The organism is Flavobacterium aquariorum, from assembly GCF_003254745.1.
GTDB lineage: Bacteria > Bacteroidota > Bacteroidia > Flavobacteriales > Flavobacteriaceae > Flavobacterium > Flavobacterium aquariorum.
Genome location: NZ_QKXH01000008.1, coordinates 86,400 through 107,210, shown reverse-complemented (window position 1 = coordinate 107,210; position 20,811 = coordinate 86,400). Strand labels below are relative to the sequence as shown.

The following is a 20,811-nucleotide window of genomic DNA, read 5'->3' as shown; positions in this document are numbered from 1 at the left end:
AACTCATAATTCTAAGTAATAACAAATTTGCCTTTTTCGCTGTCAAAAACGATATGTTCGTCTTTGAATAAAGTATTAAAACTTCCTTTAGTGATTAAGTTGCAAGGGTCGTCTTGTACCACAGTTTCGGGTGTCATGATAATCATCTCGTCACTTAATTGTATGGCCATATCGATGTCATGGGTCGAAAATAAAATGCATTTTCCAGTTTCGTGGGTTAGTTTTTTCAGGAGTTTTAGCAGCGAAACTTTGTGTAATAAATCCAAATGTGTTGTAGGCTCATCCAGAATAATCAAGGGAGTGTCCTGTGCCAATGCTCTTGCAATCAAAACCTTTTGCAGCTGACCATCACTTATTTCGTAATGTTTTTTTTGGGACAAATGACCAATTTGCGTTAGTTCAATTGCGTCTTGAACGATTTGAACGTCTGCATCTGATAACGTTCCAATCCAATTGGTGTACGGCTGACGTCCCAGTGCCACCAGTTCAAAAACGGTTAAATTACTGGGAGGCAATTTTTCGGTCAAAACCATGCTTAAATTTTGGGCTAATGCCAATGGTTCGTAACTGGTTATTTTCTTATTGTTCAAAAAAACAGTTCCCTGCAAAGGTTTTTGAATCCCCGTAATCGTGCGCAGCAAAGTAGATTTTCCAATACCATTTGCTCCAATTAAAGCAATCAGCTTGCCAGCTTGTAAGTTCAGGTTGAGGTTTTCGGCGATGGTCACAGTTTCTTTTTTGGAAGTGTACCCAATGCTTAAATGTTCTGTGGTGAGGATATTGTTTGCCATTTTTTTATTAAAAATTATGAACTCGTGAAAATGAATTTAAACACATAGAAACATAGGTAATTATTGTTTGGGTAGAAGTTTAAAAAAATCATTTACAAATGTTTTTTGTCCTTCTTTGAAAATATTATAACAATTAAAATTTATGATTATTCCTTTGGGTGCTTTTAAGAGTTGCATATAGGTTAGAAGCTGCGCTTCAAATATAGAATTCATTTCTAATACAGATTTTAATTCTACGACAACACAATTTTCAATGAATAAATCACATCTGAAATTAGTTGTTAATTCTTTTGTTTTATAAATTATTGGGACATTCATCTCTGTGTGAAAATTTATTTTCCTCTGAGATAGTTCTTCCATCATACAGTGATGATACACACTCTCAAGTAATCCTTTGCCAATAATTTTGTGAACCTCAATGGCTGAACCAATGATTTCATATGTTAGTTCGTCTAAATATTTTTGAGTAATCATTTGATTTTGTTTATGATATTAATAGGCTTAAAGTGTAATTCAAAATTATTATTTAACACTTAGATTTGGCTATGTGAAAGTATTACGACTATCTAACTCTTACTAATAGCTATAAATTCTATGTCTCTATGTGTTTAAAAACTTTATTTAAAATTCCTCTTTCGAATCAACAGCCAAATGACCACAGGCGCGCCCAATATTGAAGTAATAGCATTAATTGGCAAGGTAATTTCCATTCCCGGCATTTGGGAAACCACATCGCAAACCAACATTATAGCTGCTCCAAAAAGCAAAGTACTCCAGAATAAAACGGTATGATTACTGGTTTGAAATACTAACTTGGCAATATGGGGAACCGCCAATCCAATAAAGGCTATTGGGCCTGCATAAGCCGTTATGCTTCCTGCCAAAATACTCGTTGCTAATATGATAATAAGTCGGGCTCTGTTGAAATTTAATCCCATGCTTTTGGCGTAATTTTCACCAAGGAGCAATGCATTCAAGGGTTTGATACTGAGTAGGCTGAGGAATAATCCTAATAATACGCAAATCGTCAAAATGAGGATGGATGTCCAGGACAAATTGCCAAGATTTCCCATCGACCAAAAAGTAAATTTTTGCAATTGCTCTGCAGAACTGAAATACGTTAAAACCCCCACAACAGCACTGGTGAAACTGCCAAACATAAGTCCAACTATCAAAATTGCCATAGTGTCACGCAAGCGTTGTGAAACCAATAAAACCAATAATAAAACAGAGGTACTACCTAGAGTTGAAGCCAAAACAATTCCGTAAGGAGATAATAAAATGCCACTCAAAAAAGAAGGCAATACACTGGCTCCCAATATTACAAAGGCAACCCCCAAACTGGCCCCCGAACTGAGTCCCAAAACATAAGGTCCAGCAAGCGGATTTCGAAATAAAGTTTGCATCAGCAATCCGCTGATAGACAATCCCATTCCAACCAAAACAGCCGTAATCGCTTTGGGCAAACGGTAATTAATGATGATGTATTCCCAAGTCGATTTACTGGATTGGCCTCCTGTCAAACAGGTATAAACTTCCTTGAAAGGGATAGTAATCGACCCCAAACTGATGTTCACAAAAAACAGCACAATGAGCCCTAAAAAAAGGAATGAGAATAAGATTGTATTTCTTTTTTGATTGTTCAATTTGTATCTAATTCAATTTAGTAGCAAAAGTAAAAGCATAATCGGGAAGCAATTCAGGATGAAAAATTTTAATGTAATCTTTCAATACCAAATCAGGTCTTGATGGTGACAATTCATAAAAAATAGTACCTCCAGTGGCTCCCATTTTTCCTTCGAAAGTATAAATGGTTTTATTTGTAAAAGCATCAAACTGACTGTAATGAGGATTGGCTTTTTCCAATTCAGACAATGATTTGAACGAACCAGTTGCGATCCAAAAATTAGCAGTTTTTGCTTTGTCCAATATGTTTTCAAAAGACAACCCAAGACTTCCGGTACCTTCGAGGTCTTTCCAAAGATAATCGGCTTTGGCATCTTTCATAAATTGCGCAACCCAGCTGCTGCCTTTGGCCACAAACCATTGGTCTTGGTACATAGAACCATACAAAACAGTCGATGTTGGTTTTTTGTCAGCAACCAATGCAAGGGCGTTGTTGTATTCTTTTACGATGTTTTCAAACAGAACGTCAGCTTCTTTTTCCTTTCCAAATAAGGCTCCGTAAAGTTTTAGCCATTCTGCTTTTCCAAGAGGAGATTGCTCCATCCAATCGGCTTGAATGAGTACTTTTAAGCCACTTTTTTGTAAATTTTCAATAGAGGGATTGTTATTGTCAATCCCAAAAGTTACGATGAGTTCCGGTGCCAATTCGATAAGCTGTTCGATGTTGAGTTTTTCGTTTTGTCCAACATTTTTTACTGAACCAGCATCAATTAGGGCTCTCGTTTTTTCGGATGAGATATAATCGGTATGAGGGAAACCAACAAGCGATTTTTCGACACCGAGCATTTCAAGAAAGGGAATATTTGTGGTCGAAGTCACAACAATAGATTGCAATGGAACGGAAATTTCAGTGTATTTTTTTAAGCTGTCCGGGACAATTCCGTTTTTTTCTTTTAGAACATAAGTGAAATCTTTCACTGCATCCGGCCAAGGATTTGAAACCTCTATAACCGTATAGCCTTCATGCTTGTAAATGGCTAAATTTTTAGCATAATGAATACTGTTCGTAGTTTTGACATCAGTTAGAGTGTCGTTTTTTTCATTTTTTTTGCATCCGATAAATGAAAAAAGAATGGTTAATAAAATAACTTTGTAGAATGAAAATCGCATGTTTTATATTTTTCAATAAGAGCAAAGGTAGATTAATTTACAAATTTCCTGTTTAGTTTTTGGAGTAAAAAATATAACAAACGTTATCTTTACCAAATGAATATAATAAAAGTAAAACATTGTTCGGCTTGTAAAATGCCTTTTGATTGTGGAGATACGGTACAAGGAGAGAAATGTTGGTGCAATGATTTTCCTCCTATTTTTAATCCTTTAGATATTGCAGATTGTCTTTGTCCAACTTGCTTTACGAACGCTTGTTCTACTAAAATAGACGAATTTGTTGCCACCATAACTCCCGAAACGGCGGTTGGAAACAAAGCTTCTCTTTTGCCCGAAACCGCACAAATTATAGAAGGAATTGATTATTATTTTGAAGATGGCAACTATGTTTTCAAACCCTGGTTTCATCTCAAACGCGGATATTGTTGCAAAAGTGATTGCACACATTGTCCTTATTAAAAAAATAGTTACAAAACACAATATACCCAAAAATGATTTATTTAATTACAGGTGGAGAACGTTCCGGAAAGAGCAGTTATGCCGAAAATTTAGCCAAAGAATTATCCGAAAAACCAATGTATGTGGCGACAGCCAGAAAATGGGATGAAGATTTCCAGAAACGCATTGACCGCCATCAAAAAGACCGTGATGAGCGTTGGATAAACATAGAAAAGGAAAAGCATCTTAGTGAAATTGATTTCTCTGGAAAAGTGGCTATTGTAGATTGCGTGACGCTTTGGTTAACTAATTTTTTTGTGGATACAAAAAACGATGTTGCCTTAAGTTTGGAACAGGCCAAAGCCGAATTGGATGCCATCGCACAGCAAGAAAATAGTACGATAATTATCGTTACCAACGAAATAGGAATGGGAGTCCACGCAGATACCCATATTGGCAGAAAATTCACTGAATTACAAGGTTGGATGAATCAATACATAGCTCAAAAAGCTGAAACTGTCGTATTGATGGTTTCAGGAATTCCTGTAAAAATAAAAGGATAGATTTTATAAATTTGGGCGTTCCCCAAGGGTCGGGCTTTTCGTTACAATCTCCCGAAAAAAAATCGGGAGGATTTTCACTTCAATCCCTAACGCAAAAAAAATACTAGACATAATGACCTTAGATGAAATTATAAAATCCCGTCGCGACACCCGTCATTTTACAAACGATACCATACCGGATGAAGTGATTCAAAAAGCGTTGCAAGCAGGACATTGTGCCCCATCGGTTGGCCTGACTGATGCCACCAAATATTATTTGATCAAATCGGCTGAAATCAAAAAAGCCGTAAAAGAACTTTTTTTGGACTATGATCATAAGGCATCAAACTTAACGGACGATGAACTTCAAAAAACACAATATAAAGCCTTAAAACTGGAAGCGATTGAGGAAGCACCACTCGGATTGGTGATTTGTTACGACCGTTCTGTTTTGAATAATTTTACGATTGGAACTGTAGGCAGTAACGAAGCCATTAAATTTAGCGCAGTTTGTGCGGCCCAGAATATTTGGCTTTCATTGACGGAGCAAGGCTATTCGATGGGCTGGGTGTCAATTATAAACTATTACCAGTTCAAACTGCTTCTGGGTTTACCCGAAAATATAGAGCCGTTGGGGTATTTTTGCGTAGGCAAACCCGCAACCAATTACAACAACCAGCCTATGCTGCAACAGCTGAATTGGAAGCAAAAACAAGAGAACCCACATGTTGAGGAGATTTTGTTTTCAACTCCCGTCTCGGTTCCTGATTCTTTGCGAGTAACGACGCAATTACATACCGATGATTCCGCTATAAGCGAAGCACTTCAACAAGAAATAGACAATAAAACCAAGCCTTTGGGTTCTCTTGGTGTTTTGGAAAGTTTGGCGAAACAAATAGGAATTGTTTTCCAAACATTGGAACCCAAAATAACAAAACCCAATATAGTTGTTTTTGCTGCGGATCACGGAATTGCCAATCACGGTGTAAGCGCCTATCCGCAGGATGTTACCCGACAAATGGTGAATAATTTTCTGGAAGGAGGTGCTGCAATAAATGTTTTTTGTAGACAAAACAATATTGAATTAACCATTGTGGATGCTGGTGTAAATTATGATTTTCCGACAAATATCAATCTGGTTTCGGCCAAAATAGGTAAAGGTACACAGTCGTTTTTGCACGGTCCGGCAATGAGTCAAACCGAACTGGATTTGTGTTTTGTCAAAGGGGCAGCAATCGTGAATTCTATTTTTGAAACAGGTTGCAATTGTATCGGTTTTGGCGAAATGGGGATAGGGAATACTTCTACGGCTTCAATTTTGATGAGCATCCTCTTGCAATTGCCTATTGAAGATTGCATCGGAAAGGGCACAGGCGCTAATGACGAAAAGCTGATTCAGAAACAAAATATTTTGAAAAATGCCCTTGGGAATTATAGAGGGTCAGACGATTTACAAAGCAAGTTGGCTTATTTTGGAGGATTCGAGATTATGCAAATGACAGGTGGAATGCTACAGGCGAAAGAAAATAATATGCTCATTTTGGTGGATGGTTTTATTTGCACAGTCGCTTTTTTAATAGCCTATAAAATGAATCCGTCAGTAAAAGAAAACGCCATATTCTGTCATTCATCGGCAGAGAAAGGACATCAAAAAATATTGGATTATCTAAATGTTCAGCCGTTGTTGCAACTTGATTTGCGATTAGGAGAAGGTACAGGTTGCGCTGTTGCATTTCCAATTATCCAATCGGCTGTTTGTTTCTTGAATGAAATGGCCAGTTTTGAATCTGCTGGTATCAGTAAAAAATAAATAAAAATGAAAAAAGAAATCCATATATTTTTCACGGCTTTGATGTTTTATACTCGAATTCCGTGCCCCAAAAATATCGACCACGATCCAGATTATTTAAACAAGGCATCACGCTATTTCCCTTTAATTGGCTGGATAGTTGGAGGAGTATGCTTTGGAATGTATTATTTGGCTTCGTTTGTGTTTTCTGTCGAAATTGCTTTGATATTTTCGATAATTGCAGGGATACTGACGACAGGTGCTTTTCACGAAGACGGTTTTGCCGATGTTTGTGATGGTTTTGGCGGAGGTTGGACCAAAGAGAAAATCCTTTTGATAATGAAGGATAGTGCCATTGGAGCCTATGGAACTGTTGGTTTAGTTTTGCTTTTTTTGCTGAAATTTGAAGTTGTTATCAGCCTAGTTTCCAAATCAGAAATCGTTAATCTGCAATCTGCAGTCTGCAACCTTTTACTCTTTGTTTCTGCCCATTCAGTAAGTCGTCTAGCGGCTGTCTCTATAGTTTTTACCCACCAATATTCAAGGGAAGATGCATCGAGCAAAAGCAAACCAATTGCCCAAAATTTTACTAGGAAAGAAGTAATTGGAGCCTTGTTTTTTGGTTTATTGCCTCTTGTGATTTTGTCGTTTTTTCAATGGCAATTATTGTTGGCTTTAGTGCCTGTTTTTCTTGCTCGATTTTTTCTTGTTCGTTATTTTGAGAAATGGATTGACGGTTATACAGGAGATTGTTTAGGAGCAACGCAACAGGTCTGTGAAGTGGTTTTTTATCTGTCAATTATTGGGATATGGAAGTTTATTTAGTTCGTCATACCGAAACAGTTTGTGAAAAGGGAATCTGCTATGGCCAGAGTGATGTTGGAATTCGTGAACCTTACGATACTGTTTTTGAATCTATTCTAAATCAATTGCCATCAGACGCTATTTTGTATTCCAGTCCGTTGCAACGCTGTGTTATTTTGGCTAATCACATCAAAGAAAACACTAAAATCGAATCCATTATTGAAGATACAAGATTAATGGAAATGAATTTCGGTGATTGGGAATTAAAAAGGTGGGATGCTATTCCTAGAGAAGTTTTAGACCCTTGGATGGAAGATTTTGTTACCGTAAATGTGCCTAATGGAGAATCGTTTGTGGATTTGGATTATAGAGTCCAGGAATTTTTGGATAATGAGATCTCGGAAACACATTTAAAGCCGATTATAATTGTGGCGCATTCCGGAATTATCCGAAGTATTTTGTGCAAAATAAATAATCTTCCCCTGCAGGAAGCTTTTAATGCGCCACTGGATTATGGGGTTGTTATTAAATTAGAAATGTGAAATCGGTCCATTTTTAATTTTAAAACACTGATAAACAATTTTTTATATTTGTAATGAAATTAAAATGGGTCATTAATTTTAGTTTTCAATGTTTTTAACTTTATATTTGCACCCGAATTAAGGTTGTGTTTTACATTTTACGAAAACACATTAAAAGGGAATTAGGTTCAAAACCTAAGCTGTTCCCGCAACTGTAAGCTATTTAGCTTGTTGTTATCTACAATGCCACTGTCTCGTTCTAAAAACGTGATGGGAAGGTGAACAACAAGACGCAAGCCAGGAGACCTGCCTTTTTTCTTAACGAATATCGAACTTTCGGGAAAAAAGGTTCAGAAATTATGACTTTAAGAAAACTAATATTAGCCCTTTTTGTGTTAATGTGCCAATTAATTTCGGCGCAAAATGATTCTATAACCAATTTGAAAGAAGTTGTAGTCTCAGACCGTACTTTGTATTCTAGCAATAAATCACAAACCATTCAGATTCTTAATGATTCGGTTATTAATAAAAATCAATCTTCCCTTTCCAATTTATTAAATTATAACAGCGTGTTGTATTTCAAGGAATACGGGCGCGGAATGCTGTCAACAGTTTCTTTTAGAGGAACGACTGCTTCTCAAACGGCCGTAATTTGGAATGGAATAAATGTCAATTCTCAACTCAACGGAAGCGCCGATTTCAACACATTCACAGCTCCCGATTTTAATTCGATAAGTATAAAAGCGGGTGGAGGAAGTGTTAGTTATGGAAGTGGAGCCATAGGAGGAACTGTTCATTTAAGCAATGAATTGGTTTTCAAGAGCAAATTCGAAAATGATTTACGATTGGATTATGGAAACTTCAATACCATTAGCGCCAATTATAAAATGATTTTTTCGAATAAAAAATGGAGTACTCAAGTTGGCTTTTCCAGAAATAGCTCAGATAATGATTATCCCTACATCAACCAATATACTTGGGACGGAATTCAACGGAAAAATGAAAATGGTCAATATTCTACAACCAATTTGTTTGCCAATGTCGGTTACAAAATAAAACCCAATTCTATCATTACTTTTTACAGTCAGTCTTCAAATACGGATAGAAATCTTGCTTTGATATCCGAATCGGATTCGAAAACTAAATACGTGAATACTTTTAGCCGTAACCTTTTGGAATATTCAACAGCAAAAGATCGTTTCAGCAGTAATTATAAAGTGGCGTATCTCACAGAGCAATATCAATATTTTGAGAATATCGAAAACGATGATTTTAGTTTTGGAAAATCCGAATCATTTATCGCAAAAATAGATTTGGGTTACAAAGTGACGGAGTCCATTAAATTGAATGGAATTCTGGATTACAATCGAACCAAGGGTTACGGTACTAGTTTTGGGAATAATATCAGACAAATTGGTGCGATTGCGATAAAAGTGGTAGAACAACACAACGAAAAATGGCAAAACGAATTGGGGTTCAGGAAAGAAGCGAGTTCGGATTACGATAGTCCATTTTTGTTCTCGTTGGGTTCTTCCTATAAGTTTAGTGCACTTTATAATTTAAAAATCAATGTTTCCAGAAATTTCAGGATTCCAACTTTCAATGATTTGTATTGGGAAACAGGCGGTAATCCTAATTTGAACCCAGAGAGCTCCTACCAGGCTGAGGTTGGTAATATTTTTACCTATAAAAAATTCACATTATCAGAAACGATTTATTTTATAAAAATAAGCGACTTGATTCGTTGGGCTCCTTTGGATGGTAGCAATTGGACACCAGAAAATATTGACCGTGTCAATAGTTATGGTTCCGAAACGAATTTGGGTTGGTCCAATTCGTACGGGAAAAATAATTTGGCACTAAACGCAAGCTACGCTTACACTGTTTCAGAAAATGTTGAAACGGGGGAGCAATTGATCTATGTTCCGTATCATAAATTCAATTCGAATGTTTCCTATTCTTATAAAAAAATAGTAGCTACGTATCAATTTTTGTTTAATGGAGCGGTTACGACTCCTTCGCAGAAATACAATTTGGTCAAAGAATATTGGGTTTCCAATTTGGGCGTTTACTATGATTTTGGAAACAAAAATACATGTAAAATTGGTTTGCAGGCATTGAACCTTTTTAATCAAAATTACCAAAGCATTTCCCAGCACTATATGCCGGGACGAAATTTTTTAATCAACCTAACTTTTAAATTTTAATAAAAATGAATTTCAGTAAACTAGTTTTAGTAATGGTAACGTTCTCCATTTTTTTTGTTTCGTGTACCAATGATGACAATAATAATGATGCTCCACTAGGGAGTTATGATAATGGTTTTTTGATTTTGAACCAAGGCGGATTTGGTCATAATGATGCTTCGGTTTCTTATGTTTCTTCAGATTTTGCTACTGCACAAAATGATATTTTTTCGGTAGTAAATCCAACAGTTACTTTGGGAGATACAGGACAGGACGTTGGTTTTAATAATGATTTGGCTTATATCGTTCTGAATGCAAGCAACAAAATAGAAATTGTAAATCGCTATACTTTAAAGAGTGTTGGAAGTATCAATTCTGGATTGAAGAATCCAAGATATATTGGTTTTGCAAATGGTAAAGGGTATGTTACCAATTGGGGTGACGGAAGCGTTGCAACAGATGATTATGTAGCCGTAATCGATTTGACCACAAATAAAGTATCAAGCTCTATTCCGGTTGTAGAAGGACCTGAAAAAGTTATAGCGAATTCGGGAAAATTATATGTAGCCCATAAAGGGGGGTATAGTTATGGTAATAAAATTTCGGTTATTGATGCCGCTACAAATGCTGTTTCCACTACAATAACTGTTGGAGATGTTCCCGAAAATATGGAAATAAAAGACGGAACTTTGTGGGTATCGTGTGCCGGAAATCCAAGTTATGTAAGTGCTCCTTTGGCAGAAACAGCTGGTCAAATTGTTAAAGTAAATCTATCGACAAATAAAGTATCAAGCACAATTGGCTATTCGAATGCGACTAAGCATTTATCGAATTTGGTATTGAACGGACAAGATGTCTATTATACTATCGATTCTGATATTTATAAAATGAGTGCATCTGCAACTGCATTGCCGGCAACTTCAGTGTTTAGTACTACAGCGCAGGGTGTTTACGGGGTGTATAGTTTTGCAGTTCACGGAAATCATATTTATGTTGGTGACGCTGGAGATTACACACACAATGGGAAAGTATATGTTTATGCATTAAGCTCACCATCAATTGGTACATTGGAAAAAACGTTCTCGGTTGGAGTTATTCCAGCGGGTTTCTATTTTAATGATTAATTGTTAGGTATTTGTTTTTGAAAAAAAAGAGGCTTTCAGTAATGAAAGCCTTTTTTGATTGAGTTGTTTGTTTTAATTTGTATAGAAATGATAATAATTTAACAGTACTTTGTCTATTCCAAAGATCTTAACAATCCAGCTGGAACTTTGTCAACATACATTTGATTTTGTACTCCATTAATTGATTTTGAATCTTCAAAATAAGGGAATTGTTTTCCTGTAGTTTTTTTAACCATTTTGGCAGTTCCAGTAATTTTTCCAATGGCCGTACTTAGCAAAGGCTCTGACGTGGTACCCAAAACTCCCAAGTTAGTTATATTTTCTTTTAAGGAATAGGTAGGTTCCAAACCATTAAAGTAATCGCCAAAATCATTTGCGTTTACAATTTTTAGAACAATAGGCTGCATTGCGTAACGGTGATGTGGATTTCTGTTTTCTTTGCCAAAAGTAGGGGAGTCATAAATGGTTATAGATCCTACATTTTTTCCTGTAGTTATATCCCCAATTTGAACCACATCGATATAGGGTTTTAACCCATTTATTACCAGTTCACTTGCAGAAGCAGTGCTTTTTGTTGTTAAGATATAAACTTTGGTAAGGTTTAAGCTGTTCACTGTTGTTCCTTCAATAGTACTTGTAAATAAATTATTCAATGCGCTTGGATCTTCGGATTCGAAATAAGCATTGATTTTGTCATTCCATCTTTGTTTAGAAAATACTTTGTCGGTAAATTGTCCTGTTATCATGCTGGCCAAGCGTGTTGCTGTTTGTACAGACCCACCACCGTTGTATCTTAAATCTAAAACTAAGTCGGTAATACCTTGTGATTTTAATGAACCAAAAGCGTCATTTAATTGTGAGTCATAGTTTGGATAAAATCCATTGTACATAAGATATCCAATTTTATGAGCTCCAGTTTCAATTACATTGTTTATTAAAATTGGATTTTCGGAAAGTTCTGTTTTTGTTAATGTTACCGATTTTCCGTTAGGTGTAATTTGACCATTATTGTAATCGGCTAAATTTAAAGTGTAGTTTTCTGCATTTAATAGTAAGGTTTGGTAATTACTTACTGTAAGTTGAGTTCCATTTACACCATAAAAAATAGCACCACGCTTAATATCTTTTGTTGAAGCATCAGAATTGGGTATGATATATCGTACCCAACCAAATATATCATTAGAATCTGAAGCTTTACGGTAAAGACCAAAATCAACACCGTCATTTTTGGTAGTTCCTTGCAGCATTCCTTCTAATTCTCGATAATCGCTTACAATCCAACTGAAGCGATCTATCGATTTATCAACTCTTAGTGCGTCAAATAAAGTTTCCGGTTCCGGATATCCTTTTAAGAATGTATTTAAATCGCCTTGATTGGCAAATCGGGTATCAGCTAAATTAGGAACATCGGCTTGCCATAAATAATATAAATTGAGACCTTTCCATATAAAATCATTTACCTCCAAATACTCTGGAGCGGCAACATCGTCCATGTCTTCGCAACTCTGAAAAGTAAGAAGGGCTATGAATAATAAAAGTGTAATTTTGAAAGATGCCTTCATGTTAAGAATTTATTTGTAGGTATAGAACGCAAAAATACTAACTTTAGTTTAAATTAAATTTTTTTTGTAACAAATATAATTGTTAATCGTCTTGATTATATAACCGAATTAATATAGCCATTTTATGAACCAAAATGAATTTGTGCTTTTAATCAATCCATTCAAAGATAAACTTTTTCGATTGGCTAAGCGATTACTCGTAAGCACAGAGGAAGCAGAAGATGCTACTCAAGAAATTTTGGTAAAATTATGGAGTAAAAATGGAAATTTAGATTCGTATAACAGTGTTGAGGCAATGGCAATGACAATGACCAAAAATTACTGTTTGGATCAGTTAAAATCGAAAAGGGCGGGTAATCTTAAAATTGTACACAATAATTATGCAGATAGAGAACCAAGCTTAGATAAAAAAGTCGAGGATAACGATAGTTTAAATTGGGTTGAAAAAATTATAAACCAATTGCCGGAACAGCAACGATTGATTATTCAGTTGCGGGATGTAGAGCAATGCGAATTTTCGGAAATCGCAAAAATAATAGAGATGAATGAAACTGCCGTGAGAGTGGCACTTTCAAGAGCAAGAAAAACAATTAGAGAATATATGTTAAAAACACACAGTTATGGAGTTCAATAAAATGGAAGCACTTTTAGAAAAATACTTTGAAGGAGAGACGAGTATTGCCGAAGAAAATGAGTTGAAAAACTATTTTTCTTCTTCAAATGTAGCGCCACATTTAGAACAATACCGACCGCTATTTGGATATTTTACTGAAGCAAAACAACAAAAGCCTGCGAATGATGTATTTTTAGTTTCTAAAAAAAGAAAAATAGCATGGTTGTCGATAGCTGCCTCGATTTTAGTTTTGATGGGAGCAGGGACATACGCTTATTTTAATACAGATACAGTAAAAGAAAGTAAAGAATTGGGAACATATGACGATCCTAAGGAAGCTTTTGTAGCGACCCAAAAAGCATTGGCCATGTTATCTGATAATGTAAATGTTGGAATTGAAGGGGTGCAATATCTTCAGGTGTATGAAGTAACGAAAGAGAAAGTATTTGTTGAATAAATGGAATGAATTTCAGAATAAAGCAGTTTTTTTTGCGTGAGTGATGGAAGTGGAGTTCTTTTTTTGAGAGACTTTTTTTGTCTCTCAAAAAAAAACGGGAACGTACAGCACGACCCGCAGTTTTTGCGAAGGGACACGCCCAAAATATTTTAAAAAATTAGTTGAAGAAAACAAGTATTAAAAATAAAGCGAGAGTGATTCTAGAGCATTCAAGCCCAATAGTTGAATTTAAATTTTAAATAATAATAATAATCATTAAATCAAAATAAAATGAAGAAGTTAATAATCACATTAGTAGTAGTATTAGTATCAAGCCCGTTTTTTGCTCAAGGAGCATTCGATAAATTTGACGGCCAAGACGATGTAACATCGATTGTTGTCAATAAGAAGATGTTTGAATTGATGAGTAAGGTGAAAGTGGACACCTCCGATAAAGAGGCGCAGCAATATATGAACCTGATCAAGAAATTAGATAATTTGAAAGTGTTTACCACTCAGAGTACGAGGGTAGAAGGGGAAATGAAAGCTAGTGCGGACAAATATATTAAAACTGCTGGTTTGGAAGAATTGATGCGTGTAAATGACAAAGGAAGAAACATTAAAATCATGGTTAAATCTGGAGCAAAAGACAGTCAAATTAAAGAGTTACTGATGTTTGTTGAAGGAGGAAAAGATGAAGATACGGTTTTGATGTCATTGACAGGAGACTTTGATTTGGATGAGATTTCGGTTTTGACAGACAAAATGAAAATTCCTGGCGGAGATGATTTGAAAAAAGCAACAAAAGGTAAAAAGTAAAATGAAAGCCATACTATTTGTAATCACGTTGCTTATGAGTTTGGTTTTTGGAAGCTGTAACTCAGAGCCTACTTTGCAAAAATATTTTGTTGAAAATACAGAAAATAAAGATTTTATTGCTTTGGATATTTCATCAAACATTTTGAATGTTGATAAAACAAAATTGACTGTTGCTCAAAGTGAAGCTTTGCATTCTTTTGATAAAATGAATGTTTTGGCTTTCAAATTGAATGATAAAAACAAAGCAAAGTTTGAAACGGAGCGAGCTAAAGTGAATTTAATTTTAAAAGATCCAAAATATCAACAGTTGATGAAGTTTGGTTCAGGCAAACAAGGTGCATCTGTAAGCTACGTTGGAACTGATGACCATATCAATGAATTTGTTTTTTTTGCCAATAAAAACGATGCAGGTTTTGCGGTCATTAGAGTTTTGGGAAAAGACATGAATCCGACGAATATTATGAATATGATTTCGGTTTTGAAAGAATCGAAAATTGATTTGGAGCAATTAAAGCCGTTGCAGGAATTAATTAAGAAATAAGGTTGAATTTAATTTTGAAAAAAGCGTTTCGATAGATTTCGGAACGCTTTTTTTGTGCTTATTTCTGATTGGAATTTGAATACTCTGCCCAATCGTTTGGAGTGTTTAAGTTTTTTAGAATACAGGAATCGGTTACGGTTATTGTTGTTATTTTGGAAGGAATTGTTTTTTTGATTTCTAAATCCAATCGACTGTTTTCATCGGCTGGATTGAGTAAAAGTAGCGATTCCCAAAAATCAGAATGTAACTTTATGGGATGACCGTTCTTACCTTCAAAATTTGGAAGTACAATTTGGTTTTGTTCTTCAATAATGTTTTGTAGTTCGGTTGTGTTCAGTATCGGAATGTCAATGGGGTTAATCAATACTGATTTGTTTTTAGGAATTTGCTGCAGAATGGTTTGAAGTGTTGAGAAAGAGCCAAGTTGCGGATTTTGGTTTACGACAACTCTCACTTTTAAATTTTTATAAAAAACAGAATGCAATTGTGCTTCTTTAAACCAAGGAATTTTGTTTGTATATTCTTCGTGATGATAACCCAATCCAATATAAATTTCGGTTATTGTTGAAGTTGCGATGCGATTTATTTGTTCCAAAATCCAATACGTATTTTGGTATTCCAGCAAGCCTTTTGCAACGCCCATCCTTTCGGATTTGCCTCCGGCCAACAATACAAATACGATATTATTTTTCATAATAGACCTTCAGTAATTCGGAGGCTACACTTATGGCAATTTCTTTTGGGGAATTCCCACCCAAATCCAATCCTATGGGGCAATGAACAGGGGTGATTCCTGGTTTGAAGTTCAATTCGTTTATTAATAAGTTATTGAATTTGTTTTTCTTGGTTTTACTACCAATCAGTCCAATATATTTAGTTTGTTGGTGTAATGCTAGAGCAGTGATTTCAAAATCCAGTTTGTGATCGTGAGTCAAGATAACAACGTAGCAGTTTGGTCCCCAGTTAATGGATTGTTTATAAAGGTCAAAAGGAACGGAACTGTAAGTAACCGTTTGGTCAATTTTGATAGTGTCTTTCCAGTTTTCTCGAGTGTCCAAAAGCGTTATGGCAAAAGGAGTGTCTTTTAAAACATCACAGATGGCAACTCCTATATGTCCAGCTCCAAAAAGGTATAATTCTGGGGATTGATTCATGGGTTCAATAATTAATTCTACTTTTCCTCCGCAACATTGTTCAAATTCGGGACCTAAAGTGTAAGTGCATTCTAAAATTTTATTTTCTTGAATGGCACGAACTGCTTCGTCGATTACCTGAAACTCTAATTTTCCGCCCCCAATAGTTCCATATATTTCTTTTTGTGGCGTTACAATCATCTTTGAAGCTACTCTGCAGGGCGCAGAACCAAGAATTTTGGTAACAGTAACGAGTGCTACAGATCTTTTTTTGTTTTTAAAATCTTGTAATAGTTCAATCCAATTGTTCATTAAAAAATAAGTATTCGTTGGGTATTTTGGTCAATCAGTTATACAAGGTCGTAATCACTTAAAGGCAAGTTGTAATATCGTTTTCCTGTTAGTTTAAATATAGCATTGATTATGGCTGGTGCAATTACTGGAACGCCAGGTTCTCCAACTCCTGTAGGTCTTTCTGAGCTTTCCACAATTTCTACATGAACCTTCGGAATTTCATTCATACGAATCATTCGGTAGTCACTGTAGCTGTTTTGTTCAATTGCTCCATCCTTAGCTGTTATTTTTCCGTAATAGGCCAATGACATCCCAAAAATAGCAGCACCTTCCATTTGGGATTTTATGGTGTCTTTATTAACAGCTATTCCGCAATCAATAACAGTATGAACATTATGTATTTTTACTTTGTCATCAACCATTGAAAGTTCAACTACGGAAGCTACATAGGAATAAAAACTATAATGAACTGCTATCCCGTGGGCATGTCCTTTGGGTAATTGTTTTCCCCAATTGGCATTTTTTGTTGCCATTTTTAAAACATTTTTGAGGCGAGCTGTATTGTATTTTATGGGGTCTTTGGTGTCTTCTATTCGATCATCTCCAATTAATTTTAGTCTAAATTCTAAAGGATCTTGTTTGGCGGCATGCGCCAATTCATCGGCAAAAACATTGATTGAAAATCCATGAAGAATATTGATTACAGATCGCATCCAGCCAATTCGAACCATTGCAGGAGCTTGACCAGATTCAACTTTGAAATTTTTTATAGCAAAAGGCACATCGGCTGCGCTAGAAGCTTCCCATCCTGCTGGATAATCGGTGCCCGGTTTAAAAGTGGACATGATCGAAGGAAATGCGGACCGGTGCAACCAACCCGTAACATTGCCTTGCTCATCCAGAGAGGCTTTCATGTATTGCGAACTTACGGTGTGATAATAACCGTGTTTTATGTCGTCTTCCCGTGACCAAACCACTTGCACAGGTGCATTAATGGCTTTGGAAATCATAGCAGCTTCTACAATATAGTCGGGTTTTGATTTTCGTCCAAAACCACCGCCAAGGAAAGTGACATTTATGGTAACTTTATCTAAAGCGGTCCCTAAATAATTAGAAACTTCTTCTCTGGCAGATTGTGGAGATTGAGTTGGTGCCCAAACTTCGCAAGTGTCCCCTTGAACCCAAGCTACTGCATTAGGAACTTCCATTGGAGCATGCGCCAAGTGAGGTAATTGAAAAGTGCTTTCGATAACTTTAGCAGCTTCGCTAAAAGCTTTGTTTACATCGCCAATTGCTTTTTCGGTTTTACCTGCTTTATGAACTCTTTCCGTTAATTCAACCATGTATTTCTCGGAATCATACCCTTCGTTTTTGCCATAATTCCATTGTATTTCAAGAGCTTCTTTCCCTTTAAACGCTGCCCAGGTGTTTGAAGCAATAACGGCAACGCCACCAAGTGGTCCGAAAGGTTTTTCGATTCTTGGAATTTCGATTACATCTATAACGCCACGAATTTTCATAGCTGCTGTTTTGTCAAAAGATTTTACAGTTCCAAAAGTAACGGGACATCTTGCTATAGCGACAACCTTCATATTGGGTAAGCGTTTGTCAATACCATAAATAGCACTTCCGTTTGCAAAATCTTTAACGTCAATACTTTTTAGAGTTTTACCAATATATTTGAAATCTTTAGGGTTTTTATAACTAATGGTTGTTGGAACTGGCAATGTTTTTACTAGATCTACCAATTCTCCATAACCTAATTTTTTTCCACTGGAATGAACGATAAAGTGGTTCTGGGCTTTACATTCACTTTCAGGAACTTGCCATTTTTTTGCGGCTGCGGTAATAAGCATCATTCGAGCCATGGCACCCATTGTTCGCATGGTATCATAAAAATCGGCTACACTTCTGGAGCCATCGGTGTTTTGATCACCATATTTGGCGTCTCCTGTGGCTTGTTTAACTGATACTCTATTCCAATCGGCTTCCATTTCATCTGCAACGACAGAGGTTAAGGAAGTTCTTACTCCATTACCCATTTCGGAGCGGGAAGCAATTATAATAAGACTTCCATCTGAATTTAATTGCACAAACAGATTTGGATTAAATTCGGTTACATTTCCAGATTCGGTATCCTGAGAAAATAAAGTGTAATTACAGGCTAAGATTAATCCACCAGACGCTAATCCCATGTTCTTGATAAAAGCCCTGCGGCTTATGTTTTGAATTTCATTCATGATTAGCGTTGTTTTTTAAGTTCTACTGTATGTTTAATGGCACTTTTGATACGTTGATAAGTGCCACAGCGGCAAATATTACCACTCATGGCATCGTCTATATCATTATCCGAAGGATTTTTATTAGAATTGAGTAGAGAAGTGGCCGTTATTAATTGTCCAGGTTGGCAATAGCCGCATTGTGGTACATTGAATTCTTCCCATGATTTTTGCAATAATTGTAAATTTTCTGTTGTACCCTCAATAGTTGTAATGTTTTTGCCTACAACCGTCGAAACAGGAGTCAAGCACGAATAGGCAGCGACATTATCAACTAATACTTTGCATGCGCCACAAGCGCCAATACCACATCCAAATTTGGTTCCTGTAAGACCGATGGTGTCTCTAATAGCCCAAAGTAATGGCATTTCTGGATCAACATCGATAGTGTATTTCTTCTTGTTTATGAGTAGTGTCGTCATTTCAATTTCAATTTTGCAATTAGGAAGTTGAAAGTTATAACTTTTTTTAAAATTTGTGTTTAATTTTTTATAAAGAAGATATGTGTTTAAATTTAATATAAAAAAAACAGCAACTATAATATAATAGCTACTGCTCTTTCTTATGTTGAGGTTTAATTAATTTTTAATAAATCGATTTTCTTATTAATTGATATCGCTCTTTACTTTTAGATGAAATTTGAGATAGACTGTATTTACCAAATAGTTTGTCAAAATATAATCTTGATTTCAGGAAGTTTTTATTTTCATAATAGTAATTTCCTAGAGACTCATATATCTCGACAGATTCGTAGCCTTTAGCTATAATTCTTTCATACGTTTTTTCTACATCAACAAGAACGAATTTTTGTTTATTTATAGAATCATAATGAACAGTTTGGGAATTAGCATTTGTTATTGCCAAAAGAATAAAAGCAAAGCTTAAAAACTGAGGAAGATTAATTTTTAATGGTTTTACAGTTTTTTTCATGGACGATTTTTTTTGGTAGAAAGGGATTGCTAAAATATTTAAATTAAGTTAGTTAACGTTTTTATTTACCAAATATTGTTCTTGAATAAAAATATTAATTAAAAATTTACACTAATATTGATTTGCACTTCCATGAAATTCCACCTTGAAATCAAAAAGAGTATTAAAAAAGCTATGTAAGTTTACTTTTTTAATACTCTTTTTGATTTTTGTGACCCTGATGGTACAGAATTCGAACCTTTTATTGGAAGATTTAAAAATTCTAAATGAGATTTAACACTATTGATTTGAAAATAAACCCGATCGATTAATGAATTCGATTTAATGATTTAAAACAAATCATTAAATCGGAACAATTATCAATACTCATCCTTTATAAGATAACTATCTATTATCATGTCAAAAATATTATCTTCAATAACAACTTGCTTGAATATTTCTACTTGAATCTCTGCATCGAGTTCTTCTTCATTCATTGATTGTGCGTCGGCAATATAAAAATTCCATGAAATCAAATCAATTTTATCTTGATGCTCAAATAATAATTTTGCAAGTTCCAACTCTGACTCCGATACTTTTATCAGTGTACCCCACTTATCAAAGCCTGCTATATTGGCGATTATATGTTGTGCGTTCATGAGGGTAAAATTTTCCTCGTCGATATCAAAGTCCGAAGCAATTGCGTCTATAGCGAAATATTTCGGGGTGTATACATAAGCAAAACGATTAAGTTCCTTGTCAAAATCAAGAATTTTTGTCTTGAAATCTCTGTGCAGATTTTTTGCTTGAAGTTTGAAGTAGTCAATAGTATTCATAATATAATCCTTTAGTTCAAAGATTATTATCCTGAAATATTGCGTTCGTAAACTTTAGTCGGATAATAAGCTCTGGAGGTTATATTATCTAGCTATTGGTTGATGAAATCTTTGCACGAACGAGCCGGCGTACCAAAACACCTGACACAAATATATAAAAAAAAACATTTAAATTATTCGCTATTATTATAAATCTTTCACTTGTTAAAAAAAGAACTGGACTACAGCTAACAGGTACTGCAACGGATTTGGACAATTGGCTTAATGGGAAGTTAGTTTTGTATGTTAGATGATTTGGCAAATAATAATAATTGGCTTAATTTAGTCCCAAACCCGAACGTTTGGGTAATCTTAAGCAGACCAAACAACCAAAAATATATGAGGAAATGATTCAAGAA

22 protein-coding genes and 1 riboswitch are annotated in these 20,811 nt (G+C 35.3%); of the genes, 11 read left to right on the top strand and 11 right to left on the bottom strand.

Annotated features, from left to right (window positions below; genetic code table 11):
* Positions 1–11: 11 nt before the first annotated feature.
* The 4 genes from DOS84_RS13270 to DOS84_RS13255 all read right to left on the bottom strand — a co-directional run bounded on the left by DOS84_RS13270 (position 12) and on the right by DOS84_RS13255 (position 3,587).
* The gene (locus tag DOS84_RS13270; protein WP_111410606.1) at positions 12–791 is read right to left on the bottom strand and encodes an ABC transporter ATP-binding protein; all 780 of its coding nucleotides are present in this window, start codon (positions 789–791) and stop codon (positions 12–14) included.
* Between the two features lie 60 nt (positions 792–851).
* On the bottom strand, positions 852–1,265 hold the full coding sequence (locus tag DOS84_RS13265; RefSeq protein ID WP_111410605.1) for a GxxExxY protein: 414 nt from the start codon (positions 1,263–1,265) through the stop codon (positions 852–854).
* Positions 1,266–1,408: 143 nt separating this feature from the next.
* Positions 1,409–2,437: an iron ABC transporter permease gene (locus DOS84_RS13260; RefSeq protein ID WP_111410604.1), complete on the bottom strand. Its 1,029-nt coding sequence runs from the start codon at positions 2,435–2,437 to the stop codon at positions 1,409–1,411.
* Positions 2,438–2,444: 7 nt separating this feature from the next.
* The gene (locus DOS84_RS13255) at positions 2,445–3,587 is read right to left on the bottom strand and encodes an ABC transporter substrate-binding protein (RefSeq protein WP_111410603.1); all 1,143 of its coding nucleotides are present in this window, start codon (positions 3,585–3,587) and stop codon (positions 2,445–2,447) included.
* A 96-nt stretch (positions 3,588–3,683) separates the two neighbouring features.
* Between DOS84_RS13255 and DOS84_RS13250 the strand changes: the two genes are divergently transcribed.
* The 7 genes from DOS84_RS13250 (at position 3,684) to DOS84_RS13220 (ending at position 10,991) form a co-directional block, all read left to right on the top strand.
* Positions 3,684–4,046 carry a DUF5522 domain-containing protein gene (locus DOS84_RS13250; protein ID WP_111410602.1) on the top strand — a complete coding sequence of 121 codons (363 nt, stop codon included), beginning with the start codon at positions 3,684–3,686 and terminating at the stop codon, positions 4,044–4,046.
* A gap of 32 nt (positions 4,047–4,078) precedes the next feature.
* The gene (cobU, locus tag DOS84_RS13245) at positions 4,079–4,588 is read left to right on the top strand and encodes a bifunctional adenosylcobinamide kinase/adenosylcobinamide-phosphate guanylyltransferase (protein WP_111410601.1); all 510 of its coding nucleotides are present in this window, start codon (positions 4,079–4,081) and stop codon (positions 4,586–4,588) included.
* 112 nt (positions 4,589–4,700) lie between these two features.
* Positions 4,701–6,377: a nicotinate-nucleotide--dimethylbenzimidazole phosphoribosyltransferase gene (gene cobT / locus DOS84_RS13240; protein ID WP_111410600.1), complete on the top strand. Its 1,677-nt coding sequence runs from the start codon at positions 4,701–4,703 to the stop codon at positions 6,375–6,377.
* A gap of 6 nt (positions 6,378–6,383) precedes the next feature.
* A complete protein-coding gene (locus tag DOS84_RS13235; RefSeq protein WP_111410599.1) occupies positions 6,384–7,181 on the top strand; it encodes an adenosylcobinamide-GDP ribazoletransferase in 798 nt (265 codons plus the stop codon).
* Positions 7,166–7,702, top strand: coding sequence for an alpha-ribazole phosphatase (gene cobC / locus DOS84_RS13230; protein WP_111410598.1), 537 nt, complete (start codon positions 7,166–7,168; stop codon positions 7,700–7,702). Before DOS84_RS13235 ends, cobC begins: the two co-directional genes overlap by 16 nt.
* 103 nt (positions 7,703–7,805) lie before the next feature.
* Positions 7,806–8,009, top strand: a riboswitch (cobalamin riboswitch).
* Positions 8,010–8,040: 31 nt separating this feature from the next.
* On the top strand, positions 8,041–9,888 hold the full coding sequence (locus DOS84_RS13225) for a TonB-dependent receptor plug domain-containing protein (RefSeq protein WP_111410760.1): 1,848 nt from the start codon (positions 8,041–8,043) through the stop codon (positions 9,886–9,888).
* Positions 9,889–9,893: 5 nt separating this feature from the next.
* Entirely contained in the window at positions 9,894–10,991 is a 1,098-nt protein-coding gene (locus tag DOS84_RS13220) for a YncE family protein (RefSeq protein ID WP_111410597.1), read from the top strand.
* 113 nt (positions 10,992–11,104) lie between these two features.
* On the opposite strand, the gene DOS84_RS13215 is transcribed toward DOS84_RS13220, so the two are convergent.
* Positions 11,105–12,553 carry a S41 family peptidase gene (locus tag DOS84_RS13215; protein WP_111410596.1) on the bottom strand — a complete coding sequence of 483 codons (1,449 nt, stop codon included), beginning with the start codon at positions 12,551–12,553 and terminating at the stop codon, positions 11,105–11,107.
* Positions 12,554–12,677: 124 nt separating this feature from the next.
* Here DOS84_RS13215 and DOS84_RS13210 point away from each other — a divergent pair, with 124 nt between their 5' ends.
* From DOS84_RS13210 to DOS84_RS13195, 4 genes are all read left to right on the top strand, one after another.
* Positions 12,678–13,187, top strand: coding sequence for an RNA polymerase sigma factor (locus tag DOS84_RS13210; protein ID WP_111410595.1), 510 nt, complete (start codon positions 12,678–12,680; stop codon positions 13,185–13,187).
* Positions 13,174–13,623, top strand: a complete 450-nt coding sequence (locus DOS84_RS13205; RefSeq protein ID WP_111410594.1) for a hypothetical protein — start codon at positions 13,174–13,176, stop codon at positions 13,621–13,623. The genes DOS84_RS13210 and DOS84_RS13205 overlap by 14 nt, the downstream gene beginning before the upstream one ends.
* A 270-nt stretch (positions 13,624–13,893) precedes the next feature.
* Positions 13,894–14,421: a DUF4252 domain-containing protein gene (locus DOS84_RS13200; protein WP_111410593.1), complete on the top strand. Its 528-nt coding sequence runs from the start codon at positions 13,894–13,896 to the stop codon at positions 14,419–14,421.
* Between the two features lies 1 nt (position 14,422).
* Complete coding sequence (locus tag DOS84_RS13195) at positions 14,423–14,962, top strand: DUF4252 domain-containing protein (RefSeq protein ID WP_111410592.1); 540 nt, start codon at positions 14,423–14,425, stop codon at positions 14,960–14,962.
* Between the two features lie 58 nt (positions 14,963–15,020).
* Here the strand turns inward: DOS84_RS13195 and DOS84_RS13190 are convergent, their stop codons facing one another.
* From DOS84_RS13190 to DOS84_RS13165, 6 genes are all read right to left on the bottom strand, one after another.
* Positions 15,021–15,656 carry a nucleotidyltransferase family protein gene (locus DOS84_RS13190; RefSeq protein ID WP_111410591.1) on the bottom strand — a complete coding sequence of 212 codons (636 nt, stop codon included), beginning with the start codon at positions 15,654–15,656 and terminating at the stop codon, positions 15,021–15,023.
* Positions 15,646–16,407: a xanthine dehydrogenase accessory protein XdhC gene (gene xdhC, locus DOS84_RS13185; RefSeq protein WP_111410590.1), complete on the bottom strand. Its 762-nt coding sequence runs from the start codon at positions 16,405–16,407 to the stop codon at positions 15,646–15,648. Before xdhC ends, DOS84_RS13190 begins: the two co-directional genes overlap by 11 nt.
* 38 nt (positions 16,408–16,445) lie before the next feature.
* Entirely contained in the window at positions 16,446–18,629 is a 2,184-nt protein-coding gene (locus DOS84_RS13180; protein ID WP_111410589.1) for a xanthine dehydrogenase family protein molybdopterin-binding subunit, read from the bottom strand.
* A gap of 2 nt (positions 18,630–18,631) precedes the next feature.
* Positions 18,632–19,090 carry a (2Fe-2S)-binding protein gene (locus DOS84_RS13175; protein WP_111410588.1) on the bottom strand — a complete coding sequence of 153 codons (459 nt, stop codon included), beginning with the start codon at positions 19,088–19,090 and terminating at the stop codon, positions 18,632–18,634.
* A gap of 163 nt (positions 19,091–19,253) precedes the next feature.
* Positions 19,254–19,598 carry a hypothetical protein gene (locus DOS84_RS13170; RefSeq protein ID WP_111410587.1) on the bottom strand — a complete coding sequence of 115 codons (345 nt, stop codon included), beginning with the start codon at positions 19,596–19,598 and terminating at the stop codon, positions 19,254–19,256.
* Between the two features lie 359 nt (positions 19,599–19,957).
* Complete coding sequence (locus DOS84_RS13165) at positions 19,958–20,413, bottom strand: hypothetical protein (protein WP_111410586.1); 456 nt, start codon at positions 20,411–20,413, stop codon at positions 19,958–19,960.
* Positions 20,414–20,811 lie beyond the last annotated feature (398 nt).